Raw genomic sequence first — 16039 nt, forward strand, 5'->3', positions numbered from 1 at the left:
GAGGCGACCCCGTTCCATGCCTTCCCGTGACTGTCCTTCCCCCGCGCGATCGCGTCGCGCGCCTCTGTTCGCCGCGGCCCTGGCGGTGGGGGCCGGGTGCCTCGGGCTTGCCGGATGCGGCAGCTCGACGCCCTCGCAGGTCTATGACCTGACCGCCCCGGTTGGCGCAGCGCGGCAGACGCCCGGGCGCACGCAACTGGTGGTGGCCGAGCCCACAGCGCTGCAGCCGCTCGAGTCAGACCGCATCATCGTTCGCGCGAATGATGGTTCAGTAAGCAATATCGGCGGGGTCCAATGGTCGGATCGGCTGCCCCGGCTTCTGCAGACCCGGCTGGTCGAGGCGTTCGAAAACCATGGGCGCGCCGTTGCCCGGACGGGCGTTGGCGTCAACCCGGACACGCTGCTGCAGACCGAGATCCGCTTCTTTGGCGTGCGCGTGGATGGCGGCGCCCAGGCGGTGGTCGAGCTCTCCGTCAAGACGATCAACAACAACTCCGGCAAGATCGTCGCCTCGCGGGTGTTCAAGGGCGCTGTCCCGCTTGCGGAAGTGTCGGGCAAGTCAGCCGCCCTCGCGCTTGACCAGGCGGCCACCAAGGTGTTCGCGGACGTGGTGCGCTGGGCGCACTGAGGCGTAGCCATTCGTTCTGAAAGCGAAAAAGGCCCGGGAGCGATCCCGGGCCTTTCGTTTCTCATCGGCGCCATCCCCCGCCGAAGGGGCGAAGCCGCTGAGGGGAGGGGATCCAGCGGGCACGCGCGCCGTGTTCGCCGGTTGGAACTGAGCTCATTCGCTGGATCGGCTTCCCGGCGCTTGGCGCGCCGGGAAGGCGGAGCGGGTGCGCTCGTCAGTCGAACTTGCCGGCGGCGTGGGCGAGGATCGTGTACACCTTGCCCTCGTCCGACGTCAGCACCGAGCGCGTCAGGGCCTGGTTGCGGTCGCCCGGGGCCACTTCCCGCAGCAGTTCCTCGAACTTCTGGACGTAGGCGTCCACCGTCTCGCGGAACTCCGAGTCACGACGGTAGCGGCGCCGGAACTCGTCGAAGCGCTCCTGGCCCTGCGGCGTGTAGATGCGCCGGCTGAACACGTTGCGTTCGCCCTTGGTGTAGCGGTCCCAGAGGTCCACGGCCTCGTCATGGTCGATCATGCGGGCGATGTCGGTGGACAGGGCGCCCAGCGAGTCCGCCGCTCCCGACTGGCCGCGCGACCCACCGGAGCGAGGCTCCGGCTTGCGGGCCGGCTCCGGCTCGTCATCGACCGAGGCGCGCGCCAGGAGCTCTGACAGCCAGCCGGCGCTGGCCCGGCTCGACAGGGCCTCGCGCGGCAGCTCCGCCGCCTTGGCGGCCGGCTGCGCGGCGCGCGGCTGCGGGGCCGTCTCCTCGCGGCGGGGCGGGGGGGTCACCAGCACACTCGGACGTGCGGCCGCGGGCGGCGGCTCAGGAGCCCGACGCGGCGCCTCGGGCGCGCGGAGCGGCAGCGGGGGCGCCTCGGGCGCTGCGGCGCCATTGACGCGGCGGGCCGCCGGCTCCTCCTCGGCGCGCGCGCCGGGGCGGGACACGTCCATTCCACGATCCGAACGGGCCACCAAGGCGGTGAGCTCGTTGAGCGCGCGGATCTGGTCGCTGACGACGCGCCGCATGGCGGCGGCGGACTCCTGCGTCTCCTTCGGCAACTCCAGCACGCCGCGGCGGACTTCGGCGCGGGTGGACTCGAGCTCTTGCTGAACGGAGGCGCTGAGGGTGCGCATGTCCTCCGCGGCCTCGCGGAACCGTTCCGTGGCGGCCGTGAGGGCGCCACCTAGGTCGGACATGACCTGCTCGTAGGTGGCGCGCAGCGCGGCGGCTGTGCGCTCGCGCTCCTTGGCGGTGGCCATGCGGAGCGTCTCGAACTGCTCGCCGACCGCAGCGGCCGCGTTCTGGCTGGAGTCGTTCAGCACCTGCCCGACCTGGCGGGCGCGATCCTCGGCCGCCTTGAGCGAGTCCTCCACCAGCGCCCTGAAGGTGCGGGTGACGTATTCGACCTCCTCCGAGCGGCCCGTGATGGCCCCGACCGCCTCCTCGAGGGCGGCGCGGCGAGCGTCGATGGCCGAGCTCACGCGACCCTCCACGTCCTCCAGCATGACGGCCACGTTGGCGAGCGCGCGGGCGTGCTCCTGGGTGGAGGAGGCGACCGTGCGGCTCTGCTCGTCCAGGCGCTGGAACAGGCCGGCGGCCTCACGCAGGGCGCCGGAGGCGAGGCCGCGCAGGGCCTCGACCTGTTCGGCCGCCTTGTCGGACACCGCGCTGGTTTCCGAGGTGATGGCGTTCAGCGTGTCGCGAAGCGCGATCATGCGGGCGCCGAGATCGGATTCCAGGTTGCCCAGGTTCTCGCCCGCGCCGGTGATGGCGGATCCGAGCAGCGCGTTGGTTTCCGCAAGGCGCGCCAGGCTGCCGTTGATCTCGGACTGGAGGCGCTGATGCACGCCGGACAGTTCCGCCACAGAGCGCGAGGCGCTCTCGCCGAGAACCGTCTCGAGGGCGCTCGTGGACTCCGCCAGGGCGTTGGCCAGGGCGTCGCCACGCTCGCGCAGCAGGTCGACCATGGCCGAGCTGCGGCTTTCCAGCGTGCGAAGCACGGCGTCGCCGACCTGGGCCAAGCCGCGGGTCGTCTCGTCGCCGACGCGGGACAGGCGGGTCGAGGCCTCGTCCGCCTGCGAGCCGATCTGCTCGACGAGTTCGCGACCGCGCTCGTCGAAGAGCCGCGACAGCTCGGCCGTGCGATCGCCGAAGGAGGCGGAGACGGCGTCCGATCCGGTGGCGAGCACCTGCTCCAGGCGATTGGCGGAGGTTTCGATGACGCCGACGATCTCGCCGGAGCGGCCGTCCACGGCCTGGGCGATCCGGTCGGCGCCGGAGGCCAGGGCGCCGTCGAGCGAGCGCGCCGCGCCGGCGATGACCGAGGCGATCTCCGACGTCCGGGAGCCCAGGGCGGCGTTCACGGCCGTGACGCCGGTGGTCATGATCTCGCCCAGCTGGCGGGTCGAGTTGGCGAAGAGCGCCGTAAGCTCCTCCGTGCGGTCGCCAAGCGCGGCCGTGACGGAGGTGGCGCCGCCGGTAAGCGTCTCGCCGAAGGTGCGGGCGCGCTCGTCCAGCATGGCGCTCACGCTGTCGAGACGGTTGACGACGCGCTCCTCGAAGCGGGCCACGCGGCCGTCCAGCGTCTCCGCGATGGCGGAGGCCTGCTGGCCGAGCGTCGCGTTGATAAGCTCGGCCTTGGCGGTGAGAGTCTGCGTGAGAGCCTCCGAGCGAGCCACGAAGGCGCCTTCGATGGTCTCGATCTTGGAATCGATGGCCCGGGCGATGTCCTTGCCGCCGACGCCGAGCAGCTGGGCGATCTCCAGCGTGCGGGCGGCGAGCGTCTCGGTGAGCGCCTTGGCGCGGGCGTCCAGTCCCTGGTCGATGCGGGCGAAGATGCTGTCGAGGGTGCGGGCGACGTTGACGCCCGAGGCGGCCGTCTTGACCTCGTAGGCCTCGATCTGCTGCTGCAACTCGCGGGCGGCTTGCTCGGCGCGGACGGAGACACGGTTGGCGAGGGTCTCCCCCTGCTCGCCGAAGAGCGACTCCACCTGGCCCAGGCGGGCCTCGACGGCCTGCGTGAAGGCGCGGGCGTCGGAGCCGATGCGCTCGGCGATCTCCCCGCCACGTCCAAGGACGGCCTGCTCGAAGCCTTCCAGGCGCGTGGTGAGGGTGGTGGCGAGGCTGGAGCCGCGCTCCAGCACCGAGCCCTCGAAGCCGGCGAAGGCGGAGTCGAGCGCCTGCTGCAGCGCCGCAGCGCGGTCCTGCATGGCGCCCTCGAAGGCGCCGACGCGGGCGGTGAACACCTCGTCGAGCTTGGCTTCGACCTCCCCCAGGATCGTCTGGAAGGCGCCGATCCGCTCGCCGAGCGTCTGCTCCAGGGCCTGGCCGCGGCGCGCGACCGTGTCCTCGAAGGATGACAGATGGCCGGCCAGACGGTCGTTGAGGCTGCCGCCGCGGATGATGACTGTTTCCTCGAAGGCGCTGAGCGTCCCGGCCATGGCGCGGGACACCTCGCCGCCACGCTCGGTGATGGCCTGGAGCAGCTGGTCGGCGTTGCGCGCCAGGGCGTCGTTGATGCGCGAGCTCTGGGTGGCGACGGCCATGACGGCGTCGCGGGCGATCCCGGCGATGCGCGCCTGCAGGGCCTCGCCATGCTCGGCGAAGGCCGTCTGGGTCTCGGCGGCGCGGGCGGCGAGAACGCCCAGAACTGCTTCGGTGGTCTGCTCAAACACCTCCCGGGTCTCGCCCGTGCGGCTCGCCAGCATGTCGGCGATCTCGCGAGCGCGGGCGGCCAGGACAGAGTCGGCCTCGCCGGCGTGCTCGCTGATGGCGCGGCCGATGCGGTCGGCGCTCGAGGCAAGGGCCTGCTGGGTGGCGCTGGCGCGCTCGTCCAGCGCGCGGCCCAGGCCCTCGGCGGCCTCGGAGAAGACGCGCTCGGCCTCCGCCGTGCGGCTCGCCAGGGTGCGGGCGACCGCCTCGGAGCTGGACGCCATACCGGCCTGGGCCTCCGCGGCGTGGGCCGCGAGGGTTTCGGCGATGGCCTGGGCGCGCTCCGCAAAGGAGGCTTCCGTCTGCTCCGCGCGGGACGCGAGGGCGAGCACGGCAGACTCGGCGCTGCTCGTGAACACGCGCTCGGATTCCGCCGTCCGCTCGGCAAGGGTGGTCTGCAGTTTCTCGGCGCTGGTCTCGAAAGCCTCGCGGGTGGCCGCGACGCGCTCGGCGATCAGGGCGGCGATCGCCTCGCCGGTCTTCGCGAGCGACTGCTCGAGGGCCTGGCCGTTGACGTTGACCGCCTCGTGGATGCGGTCGCCGGTCGCGGCGAGCTGGCCGGCGAGGGCGTCGCCACGGGTCGTGATCGTCTCGGCGATGCGGGCCCCGGTGCTCTCGATGCGCTCGGCCACGGCGTCGCCGCGGGAGCCGAGGTCGGCCACGAGCGTCTCGCCGGTGTTGCGCAGGGTCTCGTTGACCTCCAGCGCGCGGGCGGCGATGGCGTCCGTCACGCCGGCGCCGGTCTCGGCGATGATGCGGGTGACCTTCTCGGATCCCTCGGACAGGGTAGCCCGCAGAGTCTCGCTGGTGTCCTCCAGCGACCGGGACACGAGCGCGGCGCGCTCGGCGATCTGGCCGGTGAGCTGCTCACCCGTGGCGGCGAGGCCGTCCGTGATCTCGCGGGCCTTGGCGCCCAGCGTCTCGGTGACAGAGGCGGTCGCCTCCGAGAGGCGGCCGCTGACGTCGTCCGTGGTGGAGGACAGGCGGGTGATAAGGCTCTCGCCCTTGGTGGCGATCTCCTCCACCATCCGCTCGCCCGTGCGGGAGAGGATGGCGCTGATTTCCTCGGCCTTGCTTCCGAAGGACTGGGTGACCCGGGCGCCGGCCTCGCCGACCTCCTCGGAGATGCGGGCCGCCGTCGCGACCAGCTCGTCGCGCAGGGACTCGTGCGAGCTCGTGATGGAGGAGCGCACACGCTCGGCGTTGGACAGGATGGCCTCGCGCTGGACGACCAGCTCGTCGATCAGCGAACGGATGCGGATCTCGTTCTCGCCATAGGCGCGCTCGAGGGTGGCGATCTCCGAGTGCACCAGGGTCTCGAGCTCGCCGGCGCGGGCGAGCGCCCGTTCAATGCCGTCGCCCATGGCGGCGACCTCGCGGCGGATCGCCTGGGACAGGCTCACCACGCCCTCAGCCGACACCGTCTCGGGCTCGGCCAATCGAATGGCGACCTGGGTCATGGAGCGCGCGACGAGGCGCATCTCCTGGGCGCGAGCCGCCAGCGAGGCCAGGACGAAGAACACGATCACCGGCGCGAGCGCGGCGAAGGCGCCCAGGCCGGCCTCCGGGGTCATGAGCCGCTGCGAGAAGGTCGCGTCGGCGCCGCCGAGCGCAGCCCATCGGCTGGCCGCGTAGGCGCCGAACACGCCGAGCCACGCCAGGGAGGCGAGCGTGGCGAACACAAAGGCGCTGCGCGACGGCCGAACTTGCAGGGCCTGCAGGATCTCGCCGACGGCGCGGCGGTCGTCATTGGCCGGGCGGCCGGGCTCGGGCCGGCGGGCGTCCGCCTGCTCGCGGGAGGGCCGGGCCCGGTCGCGAGGCTTCTCGATCTTCACCTCGGGGAAGATCTCCGCGTCGTTGACGGCGGGCAGCTTGGGGCCGATCGGATCGGTGGCGTCCGTCGTGGTCCTGCCCTCCTCGGGCTCGCGAGGCTTCCCGGCGGGGGGCGAACCCGTGAGGTTCAGCGCCTCTTCGATCGCCGAAAGGGCCGCCTCGGTGGGGTCGTTGACCTTGGGTTGGGTAGCCATCAGGAGCCTCGCATCCGGTACGCGTCACGCAGCCGCTTCCATGCCAACCGGCGCAGGCCGTCGCGCACGCGGCCTGCGCGAGTTGCGCATGGCGCCTCTCGCGGCGGTCAGCCAGCCCATTTCTTCGGGGTCGGTTAACCAAGCCGCACTCTAATGGGAGGCCTTGCCCATGGAAACCCAGCCTCGACGTCTCTCACCAAACGTCGTTAACGGCTGATTCACCATGAAGCGTGACAAGGCGCAAGGCGAGAGTTACAGAACGTCTATTCAGCCGCAGTTGGGGCCCCTCTACAACCATTGGGTAGTCGACCCGGCGAAAACTTGGACACCTTGGCGCCAAAATCCTCCTCACGATGAAGCTTGTGGAAAGCTTCCGGCGCCACACACTTTTCTCCGCGCTCCCGATTGGGCGCCCTCACCAGAAGGGAAACGGCATGTTCGGCGCAGGCACGGCGTTGCGGCAGGATGCGGGCCCGGACGCGGAAGCTCCGGCCATCCTGGATCTGCGCCATCTGTCAGCCCAGACCATGGGCGACGATGACCTGGCGCGCGAGGTGCTCGGGATGTTCTTCGAGCAATCGAATGACGTGCTGCGCGCGGTTCGGGAGGCTGCGGACGCACAGACGCGCACGGACGCAGCGCACCTCCTGAAGGGGGCGGCCCGGGCGGTCGGCGCCTTCGCGGTGGCGGCGCAGGCGCACCGGGTCGAGATGCTCGCAGCGGAAGCCGACGAGGACTCCGTGCTGGAGGCCCTGGCCGGCCTGCATGCGGCCGTCGCCGAGGCCCGCGCCGTGATCGCAGCCCGGCTGCAGGTGTCCCGGGCCGGCGGCCTGTAGGCGCCGGATCTCGCCAAAGCCACCCGACTGTCCTAAGTAGGCGCGTGTCCGCCTTAGGCGGCGCTCCCGCATGTGGACCCGAGATCCGGATGACCAAGATCACCTTTGTCGATTACGAAGGCGCCTCGCGCACGGTTGACGCCCAGGACGGCTCGACGGTGATGGAGAACGCCGTGCGCAACGGCGTTCCCGGCATCGAGGCCGAGTGCGGCGGCGCCTGCGCCTGCGCGACCTGCCATGTCTATGTGGACGAGGCCTGGACCGAAAAGGTCGGCGCCCCATCCTCCATGGAGGAGGACATGCTGGATTTCGCCTACGACGTCCGGCCGAATTCCCGCCTCTCGTGCCAGATCAAGGTGAGGCCGGAGCTGGACGGCCTGGTGGTGCGAACCCCGGAGCGGCAGGCGTAGCGCCGCAGGAGACAGGCGATGACGACGGCGGCCTTCGAGATGATCGAGACAGACGTCGTCATCGTGGGAGCCGGACCGGTGGGGCTTTTCGCCGTGTTCGAGCTGGGCCTGCTCGACATCCGCGCCCATGTCATCGACATCCTGCCCAAGCCAGGCGGGCAGTGCGCGGAGCTTTACCCCGAGAAGCCCATCTACGACATCCCGGGATTCCCGGTGATCACGGGGCAGGGGCTCGTCGACAATCTCCTGAAGCAGATCGAGCCGTTCCAGCCGACCTTCCACCTCGGCCAGATGGTGACCGAGCTGGAAGCGCTGGGAACGCCCGAGCAGCCGCGCTTCCGCGTGGTGACGGACGCGGCCCGGGAGCTCCACTGCAAGGCGGTGGTGATCGCGGCAGGGGGCGGCTCGTTCCAGCCCAAGAAGCCGCCCATCGCCGGCATCGAAGCCTATGAGGAGCACAGCGTCTTCTACGCCGTGCGCCGCATGGAGGCGCTGCGCGGGCGCGCGGTGTTGATCGTCGGCGGCGGCGACTCCGCGCTCGACTGGACGCTGAACCTGCAGCCCGTGGCCCAGCGGGTCACCTTGATGCACCGGCGGGACGAGTTCCGCGCCGCCCCTCACAGCGTCGAAAAGATGCGCGCGCTCGTGGCCCAGGGCGCGATGGACCTGCGCGTCGGGCAGGTGACGGGCCTCAAGGGCGCGGACGGGTGGCTTTCCGCGGCGATCTGCCGGGGCCCGGACGGGACCGTGTTCGAGATCCCGTGCGACGCCATGCTGCCGTTCTTCGGCCTCACCATGAAGCTGGGCCCAGTCGCGGGCTGGGGCCTGAACCTGCACGAAAACCTGATCCCGGTCGACACGGAGAAGTTCGAGGCCTCCACCCCAGGGGTGTTCGCCATCGGCGACATCAACACCTATCCGGGCAAGCTGAAGCTGATCCTGTCCGGCTTCCACGAGGCGGCCCTCGCGGCGCAGAAGGCGCACCGCTACGTCTATCCGGACCGGAAGCTGACGTTCCAGTACACCACCTCGTCCACCAAGCTGCAGCGCAAGCTCGGCGTGGCCTGAAGGGCGCCGGGATCACTGCAGCGCGGCGACATCGCAGTTCAGGACGACGACATTCGACCCCTGCCTGCGACGCCGCGCTGCTTGTGGCGCGGGAGAGGCCGGCTCTCAATCCGCCTTGATGTTCGCCTCCTTGATCACCGCGCCCCAGGTCTTCACTTCGCTCGCCATGAAGGCCTCCAGTTCCTCGGGCGCGCCACCGACCGGGATGGCGCCCGTCGCCTTCAGACGCTCCTGCACGCCCGGATCCGCGACGGCCGCGCGGGTGGCAGCGGCGACCTTGTCCAGAATGGCGGGCGGCGTCTTCCGATGCATGAAGAAGGCGAACCAGGAGGACACGTCGAAGCCTGGCACGGTCGCCGACACGGTCTCGTATTCGGGCGTCACCGGCGAGCGCTTGCCGGTGGTGATGGCCAGCGCCTTGGTGGACCCCGCCTTGGCGTGCGGCAAGGCTTGGGAAATGTTGTCGAACATCAGGTCGAGCCGCCCGGCGATCAGGTCCTGGGTGGCCTGGGCGCTGCCGCGATAGGGCACATGCACCATCTTCGTGCCGGTCATGCGCTGGAACAGCTCGCCCGACAGGTGGATCGAGGTGCCGACGCCGGACGAGCCGTAATTCAGCTTCCCGGGATTGGCCTTGGCGTAGGCGATGAGTTCCTGGACCGAGTTCACCGGAAGGCCCTTCGACACGACCAGCAGGTTGGGCACCATCGCCAGAAGGCTGATCGGGGCGAAGTCGCCCACCGGATCATAGTTGAGCTTGGGGTAGAGGAACTGGTTCGTGGCCATGCCCACGGTGCCGACGAGCAGGGTGTCGCCGTTCGGCTCCGCCTTGGCGACGACCTCGTTGCCGATGTTGCCGCCCGCGCCAGCGCGGTTCTCGACGACGATCGTCTGTCCCCAGATCTGGCCGAGCTTGTCAGCCACAATGCGTCCCACCACGTCGGTAGCCCCGCCAGGCGGGAAAGGCACCACGAGGCGCAGTTGCCGGCCCTTCGGCCAGCCTTCCTCAGCAAAAGCCGGCGCGGAAGCGCCGGCCGCCAGGGCGGCCGCCGCAAGCAGCAGCGCCCGACGGTCCATGTTCGTCGTCATGAAGGTCATCCTCCCGGCGGCCTCTTCGCGGGCCGATGCGGAATGGTAGGCGGCGCCGGGCCGGGATGTCCATGCGCCCTTGAACAAGGCACACGGGCTTGACCTCTCGCAATGAAACGGATGCGATCCCGCTTAAACTGACGCAAGTCGTTCGAAGAGGAGCCCCCCGATGTTCAAGACGATTCTGGTCCCCGTCGATCTTGCGGAAGTCGACATCGCCCGCCCAGCGCTCGACAAGGCGGTGGCGCTGGCCAACGTCACCGGCGGCACGCTGGCGCTCGTCTATGTGCGCTCCATCCTGCCCGTCACCTTCATGGAGTACGTGCCGCCGTCCTTCGACGAGGAGCAGCAGTCCGACGCCGAGAAAAAGCTGGCCGAACTGGCAGCCACCATCCGCCTGACCGAGGGCAAGGTGACCACGGCGGTTCGCATGGGCGCGGTGTACAACGAGGTGCTCGCCGAGGCGAAGAAGATCGGGGCGGACCTGATCGTGGTCGGCTCGCACCGGCCCGGGATGGCGACCTACCTGCTGGGATCCAACGCCTCCACCATCGTCCGCCACGCGGAGTCCTCGGTGCTGGTCGTCCGCGAGCCGCAGCCGGCCAAGGCCTGAGAGTTCAGCCCGGCAGAACCCGCTCCGGCGGCGCGTCGGGGCGGAAGTCGCCCGGCCAGTTTCGGGTCACCATGGCGTGGACCTGCCAGCCGAGCGGGGCCACGAAGAGCACCAGCAGCGCAGCGGCCGTGAGGCCGTTGCGCTGGATCGCCAGGACGCCCATCGCGATCAGGCCGGCGACAATCAACGCCCCGGCGGCGGCGCTCAGGCCCCACAGGAAGGGCGGGGTCCCCACGCGGCAGGCGAGGCGGGGGTTGGCGGCCGCCGCGCGCTTCAGGAGCGCGCGAACGAAGGGCGTGTAGCGCCCGTCCTGCCGGTCGTACTCAAAGAACGTCTTCCAGGACAGGTTGCCGACCTTGAGCGTGCGGCCGTCCTTGAGACCCAGCGTGAGACGGTACCCCTTGGTCGTGAAGTTCGTGGGCGCGTAGGCGAGCCGGGCGGAGGCGATCGCCGCGTAGGGGATGTTCTCCTGCTTGCGGCCCGTGTCGACGAAGAGCGCGTCGGGATCCAACCGATAGCTCACCTCGAAGCCGAACGGCTTGGGTCGGTGAGCGTAGCCGAGGGGAGCGTCGTCGCGCATGGGGCCGTTCCGGTTGCCGCCGCCGTTCTCGGGCCCCGGCGGCTCGATTGCAAGAGGCGAACCGTCAGCCGTCCCGCGGAACCCTTCCGGGAGGTCACCGTTGGCCGGTCATCCCCCGAGCCAAGGAGACCGCCATGCACCACCTTACGGGCGAGATGCGCGAATGTGTCGACAACTGCGTGCGCTGCCATGAATCATGCCTCGGCATGCTGATGACCCACTGCCTAGAGGCCGGCGGGAAGCACCTCGCGCCTGAGCACGTGAAGATCATGATGGCCTGCGCCACCATCTGCCAGACGGCCGCGGACTTCATGATCATGAACTCGAGCCACCATCCGCATGTCTGCCGCGAATGCGCTGAGATTTGCCGCGAGTGCGCGAAGAGCTGCGAGGACGTCGGCGACATGCAGGACTGCGTGGACGCCTGCCGAAGGTGCGCCGAAAGCTGCGGTCGCATGGCCGCGTGAGCCGCCGGGCTCGCGCCTGAAGCTATTCGGCGTTCACCGCGCCAGTTCCCGCATGGCGCCGTCGAGGCCTTCAAGGGTCAGCGGAAACATGCGCTGGCCCATCAGGTCCTTGATCATCTGGATGGAGTGGGTGTAGCCCCAGTGGTTCTTGGGCACGGGGTTCAGCCAGATCGTGCGGGGGAAGTGGTCCAGCACGCGCTGGAGCCACACCTGGCCGGCTTCCTCGTTCCAGTGCTCCACGGCGCCGCCCGGCATGGCGACCTCGTAGGGACTCATGGACGCGTCGCCGACGAACACCACGCGGTAGTCCGACGGGTAGGTGCGGATGACGTCCCAGGTGGGCGTCTGCTCCTCGCGCCGGCGACGGTTCGTTTTCCAAACGCCCTCGTACAGGCAGTTGTGGAAGTAGAAGTAGTCCATGTGCTTGAACTCGGTCTTGGCGGCCGAGAACAGCTGCTCCACCTGCTCGACGTGCCAGTCCATCGAGCCGCCCACGTCGAAGAACAGCAGCACCTTCACGGCGTTGCGGCGCTCGGGGCGCATCTGGACGTCCAGATAGCCGTGGGAGGCCGTCTCCTTGATGGTGGCGTCGAGGTCCAGCTCCTCCGCCGCGCCGGTGCGGGCGAACTTGCGCAGGCGGCGCAGCGCGACCTTGATGTTGCGGGCGCCGAGTTCGACCGTGTCGTCCAGGTCCTTGTACTCGCGGCGATCCCAGACCTTCACCGCCCGGAAATTGCGGTTCTTGTCCTGGCCGATGCGGATGCCCTCCGGGTTGTACCCGTAGGCGCCAAAGGGCGAGGTTCCGGCGGTTCCGATCCACTTGTTCCCACCCTGGTGGCGGCCCTTCTGCTCCTTGAGCCGCTCCTGGAGGGCCTCCCACAGCTTGTCCCAGCCGAGCGCCTGGATCTGGGCTTTCTCCTCGTCGGTCAGATATTTCTCGGCGAGCTTGCGAAGCCACTCTTCGGGAATTCCGGTCTCCTCGACCGCTTCGCCCAGGGTGACGACGCCCTTGAAGGTCTGGCCGAAGACCCGGTCGAACTTGTCGAGATTGCGCTCGTCCTTCACCAGGCAGGCGCGGGACAGGTAGTAGAAGTCCTCCACCGACTTGTCGGCGAGATCCGCCTCCAGCGCCTCAAGGAGCAGCAGGTATTCCCGGAGCGTGCACGGGACCTTGGCGGCGCGGAGATTGGTGAAGAACGTCAGGAGCATGGGAGGAGCATAGGGCGGCGCCCGCCCGGCGTCACCGGGGTCCGGCGCGCGGCTCCTCGATCACCCGGTACTCGCCTTCGATCACGTCGCGCGGAGGCGGCGGGCGGCGGTCGAAGGCGGATGCGGCGGAGGCCTGAGCGGCCTCCATTTCGCGGAAGACCTTGCGAAGGGGCCAGCGTGCGATCGCCCCGGCGGCCAGCACCACGGGGGCGAGCAGCAGAACTAGGCTGAAGCCGATCACGGCGATGAGCAGGCCGAGGCCGGCGAGCGCAGCCAGGCCGAGCCCAACAGCCCAGCGCGGAAGCTGTCCCACGCGGGTTCCTGAACGGTCGCTGATCAGCAAGCGGATCACGATGGGCTCCTCTCCGCCGCAAGGTGGGCCGGGGAGGCGGGCTTTTCAAGGCGGCGGGGCCGGAAGCGGATCGCACGCCGATCCCGTGCGCCTTGTTCGCCGTCATCCCCGGGCTTGGCCCGGGCATCTGCGCGGGCGGCTGAGGCGTGGACGGCCGGGACAAGCCCGGCCATGACGGAGAGAGCTTGTCGAGGCCGTCCTGGGTCACTACGCAGGGCGCATGACACGCGATCTTTCGTCGACCCCGAGCCGATCTAGCCGCACCGTCGCCATCATCGGCGGGGGGCCGGCGGGGCTGATGGCGGCCGAGACAATCGCGTCCGCGGCTGGCGGGGGCGTCGCCGTGACGGTCTACGACCGCATGCCGTCGCTCGGGCGCAAGTTTCTGATGGCGGGGCGGGGCGGCCTCAACCTGACGCACAGCGAGCCGCTGGAGGGCTTCCTGGCCCGCTACGGCGAGGCCGCGCCGCGGCTGCGGCCGATCGTCGAGGTGTTTCCGCCCGAGGCGTTGCGGGCCTGGGCGGAGGGGCTGGGGCAGGATATGTTCGTGGGCTCGAGCGGACGCGTGTTTCCACGCGTTCTCAAGGCCTCGCCCTTGCTGCGGGCTTGGCTGCGGCGGCTTGAAGGACGCGGCGTGCGCGTCGCCCTCCGGCGCCGGTGGCTGGGGTGGGATGGGGAGGGCCAACTGCTGTTCGACGGCCCCGAAGGCCGCGAAGCCGTCGCGGCGGACGCGACGGTGCTGGCGCTGGGCGGCGCGAGCTGGCCGCGCCTGGGCTCGGACGGAGGCTGGGCCGGGATCCTGCAGGGGCGAGGCGTCGCCGTCGCGCCGCTTCGGCCTGCGAATAGCGGCTTCACGGTTGCGTGGTCCGACGTGTTCCGGGACCGCTTCGCGGGGGAGCCGGTCAAGGGCGCGGCCTTCACCTTCGCGCGCCGCCGTATTCGCGGCGAGGCGGTGGTGAGCCGGACCGGGATCGAAGGCGGAGCTGTCTATGCCTTGTCCGCGGCCCTGCGGGACTCGCTGGACAAGGGCGGGCCCACGACGCTGTGGCTCGACCTCAAGCCCGATGCGAAGGACACCGAGCTCGCCGCGCGCATAGGCGCATCGAAGCCGGGGCAGTCCCTCGCCAACGTGCTGCGCAAGGCGGCCGGGCTCTCGCCGGTTGCGGCGGGGCTGGTTCGAGAAGCGCATGGCGTGAGCCTTTCGCGAGAGCCATTGTCGCTCGCGCGGGCGATCAAGGGCGTTCCGCTGCGGCTCACGGGCGTGGCCGGCCTGGAGCGCGCCATCTCGACGGCGGGCGGCATCGCGCTCGACGAACTGGACGAGGCCCTGATGATCAAGCGCCTGCCGGGGATCTTCGCGGCCGGCGAGATGCTGGACTGGGAGGCTCCGACGGGCGGCTACCTGCTGCAGGCCTGCTTCGCGACCGGCGTGGCGGCGGGGCAGGGCGCTTTGCGGCGATTGGGCCTTGGAGGCTGAGGCGGTATCGCCAGGGTCAGAGCGGAGAAAGCTCGCGCCCATCTCCCCATGCCGCGCAAATGCGCTAAGTTCGCCCGCAACGCGTCCGGGCAGCCGGACCTCCAGCCCGAGCGGACCCGCATGCGCTTTTCCGGAACCGAGAACTACGTCGCCACCGAGGACCTGAAGGTCGCCGTCAACGCCGCCATCACGCTGCAGCGGCCGCTGCTTGTGAAGGGCGAGCCCGGCACGGGCAAGACCGTGCTGGCCGAGGAGATCGCCCGCGCGCTCGGCGCTCCGATGATCACCTGGCACGTGAAGTCCACCACCAAGGCGCACCAGGGGCTCTACGAGTATGACGCGGTCTCCCGCCTGCGCGATAGCCAGCTCGGCGACCCGCGGGTCAGCGACATCAAGAACTACATCCGCAAGGGCAAGCTCTGGGAGGCGTTCGAGAGCGACCAGCGGCCGGTGCTGCTGATCGACGAGATCGACAAGGCGGATATCGAGTTTCCGAACGATCTTCTGCTCGAACTCGACCGCATGGAGTTCCACGTCTACGAGACGGGCGAGACCATCCGGGCGGCCAAGCGGCCGATCGTGGTGATCACCTCGAACAACGAGAAGGAGCTGCCGGACGCCTTCCTGCGCCGCTGCTTCTTCCACTATATCAAGTTCCCGGACGCCGAGACGATGGAGCAGATCGTCGACGTGCATTTTCCCGGCATCAAGAAGCGGCTCGTGGCCGAGGCGCTGCGCGTGTTCTTCGAGGTGCGGGAGGTTCCCGGCATCAAGAAAAAGCCGTCCACGTCCGAGCTGCTGGACTGGCTGAAGCTGCTGCTGTCGGAGGACATCGGGCCGGAGACCCTGCTGGAGCGGGATCCCAAGAAGCTCATCCCCCCACTGCACGGCGCGCTTCTCAAGAACGAGCAGGACGTCCACCTCTTCGAGCGCATCGCCTTCATGGCGCGGCGCGAGGGGCGGTGAGAGCAAGAGACAACAACAAGAGAACAAGAAACAGGGGAGGGCGCCTTGCGCCGTCTGATCATCTTCCGCCACGCCAAGGCCGTGCCGCACCATGCGGCGCCGGATTTCGACCGGGCTCTGAACGAGCGCGGGTTCGGGGACGCCGCGGCGTCGGGCCGCTACATGGCCGAGGAGCACCTGCTGCCCGACGTGGCGCTGGTGTCGCCTTCGCTGCGCACCCGGCAGACCTGGGAGCAGGCGGCCAAGGCGCTCGGCGACACGCCGGTCAAGCAGGACCCGCGCATCTACGAGGCGGAGGCGGAAGACCTGCTGGCGGTGGTTCGTGACACCGACCCGAAGGTGCGCACGGCGGCCATCGTGGGGCACAATCCGGGGATGGCCGAGTTCGCCCGTCGCCTGGTGGGCCACGGCGACCGCTACGCCTTCTCCCGCATGCGGGCGGGCTTTCCAACTTCGGCGATGGCCGTGGTGGATTTCCCCGTAGACGACTGGCGAGAGGTGGACTTCGGACAGGGGCGGCTGGACCGCTTCGTCGCGCCCGGGTCGGCGGGGGATTGAGCGCGCGCTCGACATCGGGGCGGGTCGGCCCCACATAAGCGGTCGCCCGCCATTCCGGACCCGCCTG

At 70.0% G+C, this 16039-nt stretch carries 14 protein-coding genes; 9 read left to right on the plus strand and 5 right to left on the minus strand.

All coding sequences use genetic code 11. The annotated features are described in order from the left end of the window. The first annotated feature begins 16 nt into the window (after window positions 1-16). Complete coding sequence (locus SLNSH_RS10315; RefSeq protein WP_106336717.1) at window positions 17-628, plus strand: ABC-type transport auxiliary lipoprotein family protein; 612 nt, start codon at window positions 17-19, stop codon at window positions 626-628. Window positions 629-842: 214 nt separating this feature from the next. Here SLNSH_RS10315 and SLNSH_RS10320 read toward each other — a convergent pair whose 3' ends face one another. Continuing rightward, window positions 843-6347 (minus strand): apolipoprotein A-IV repeat region-like domain-containing protein, encoded by a 5505-nt coding sequence (locus SLNSH_RS10320; protein ID WP_106336719.1) that lies wholly within the window; start codon window positions 6345-6347, stop codon window positions 843-845. 434 nt (window positions 6348-6781) lie between these two features. Between SLNSH_RS10320 and SLNSH_RS10325 the strand changes: the two genes are divergently transcribed. From SLNSH_RS10325 to SLNSH_RS10335, 3 genes are all read left to right on the plus strand, one after another. Then, window positions 6782-7183 carry an Hpt domain-containing protein gene (locus SLNSH_RS10325; RefSeq protein WP_106336721.1) on the plus strand — a complete coding sequence of 134 codons (402 nt, stop codon included), beginning with the start codon at window positions 6782-6784 and terminating at the stop codon, window positions 7181-7183. Window positions 7184-7272: 89 nt separating this feature from the next. Then, window positions 7273-7593, plus strand: coding sequence for a 2Fe-2S iron-sulfur cluster-binding protein (locus SLNSH_RS10330; protein ID WP_106336722.1), 321 nt, complete (start codon window positions 7273-7275; stop codon window positions 7591-7593). 18 nt (window positions 7594-7611) lie between these two features. Continuing rightward, window positions 7612-8661 carry an NAD(P)/FAD-dependent oxidoreductase gene (locus SLNSH_RS10335; protein WP_245422224.1) on the plus strand — a complete coding sequence of 350 codons (1050 nt, stop codon included), beginning with the start codon at window positions 7612-7614 and terminating at the stop codon, window positions 8659-8661. 105 nt (window positions 8662-8766) lie between these two features. Here the strand turns inward: SLNSH_RS10335 and SLNSH_RS10340 are convergent, their stop codons facing one another. Further along, window positions 8767-9750: a tripartite tricarboxylate transporter substrate binding protein gene (locus SLNSH_RS10340; RefSeq protein ID WP_210202498.1), complete on the minus strand. Its 984-nt coding sequence runs from the start codon at window positions 9748-9750 to the stop codon at window positions 8767-8769. A 169-nt stretch (window positions 9751-9919) separates the two neighbouring features. Between SLNSH_RS10340 and SLNSH_RS10345 the strand changes: the two genes are divergently transcribed. Continuing rightward, window positions 9920-10363 carry a universal stress protein gene (locus SLNSH_RS10345; protein ID WP_106336726.1) on the plus strand — a complete coding sequence of 148 codons (444 nt, stop codon included), beginning with the start codon at window positions 9920-9922 and terminating at the stop codon, window positions 10361-10363. A 4-nt stretch (window positions 10364-10367) separates the two neighbouring features. On the opposite strand, the gene SLNSH_RS10350 is transcribed toward SLNSH_RS10345, so the two are convergent. Beyond that, the gene (locus SLNSH_RS10350) at window positions 10368-10943 is read right to left on the minus strand and encodes a hypothetical protein (RefSeq protein ID WP_106336728.1); all 576 of its coding nucleotides are present in this window, start codon (window positions 10941-10943) and stop codon (window positions 10368-10370) included. Between the two features lie 134 nt (window positions 10944-11077). Here SLNSH_RS10350 and SLNSH_RS10355 point away from each other — a divergent pair, with 134 nt between their 5' ends. Continuing rightward, a complete protein-coding gene (locus tag SLNSH_RS10355) occupies window positions 11078-11410 on the plus strand; it encodes a four-helix bundle copper-binding protein (protein ID WP_106336730.1) in 333 nt (110 codons plus the stop codon). A 33-nt stretch (window positions 11411-11443) separates the two neighbouring features. On the opposite strand, the gene SLNSH_RS10360 is transcribed toward SLNSH_RS10355, so the two are convergent. Continuing rightward, window positions 11444-12619 carry a vWA domain-containing protein gene (locus SLNSH_RS10360; RefSeq protein ID WP_106336732.1) on the minus strand — a complete coding sequence of 392 codons (1176 nt, stop codon included), beginning with the start codon at window positions 12617-12619 and terminating at the stop codon, window positions 11444-11446. A gap of 31 nt (window positions 12620-12650) precedes the next feature. Further along, entirely contained in the window at window positions 12651-12971 is a 321-nt protein-coding gene (locus tag SLNSH_RS10365; RefSeq protein ID WP_106336734.1) for a hypothetical protein, read from the minus strand. A gap of 220 nt (window positions 12972-13191) precedes the next feature. Between SLNSH_RS10365 and SLNSH_RS10370 the strand changes: the two genes are divergently transcribed. The 3 genes from SLNSH_RS10370 to SLNSH_RS10380 all read left to right on the plus strand — a co-directional run bounded on the left by SLNSH_RS10370 (window position 13192) and on the right by SLNSH_RS10380 (window position 15972). Further along, window positions 13192-14448: a TIGR03862 family flavoprotein gene (locus tag SLNSH_RS10370; RefSeq protein ID WP_106336735.1), complete on the plus strand. Its 1257-nt coding sequence runs from the start codon at window positions 13192-13194 to the stop codon at window positions 14446-14448. Between the two features lie 120 nt (window positions 14449-14568). Then, a complete protein-coding gene (locus SLNSH_RS10375) occupies window positions 14569-15414 on the plus strand; it encodes an AAA family ATPase (protein ID WP_106336836.1) in 846 nt (281 codons plus the stop codon). A 45-nt stretch (window positions 15415-15459) separates the two neighbouring features. Beyond that, window positions 15460-15972: a SixA phosphatase family protein gene (locus SLNSH_RS10380; protein ID WP_106336737.1), complete on the plus strand. Its 513-nt coding sequence runs from the start codon at window positions 15460-15462 to the stop codon at window positions 15970-15972. Window positions 15973-16039 lie beyond the last annotated feature (67 nt).

This window comes from Alsobacter soli (genome assembly GCF_003004785.1).
GTDB lineage: Bacteria > Pseudomonadota > Alphaproteobacteria > Rhizobiales > Beijerinckiaceae > Alsobacter > Alsobacter soli.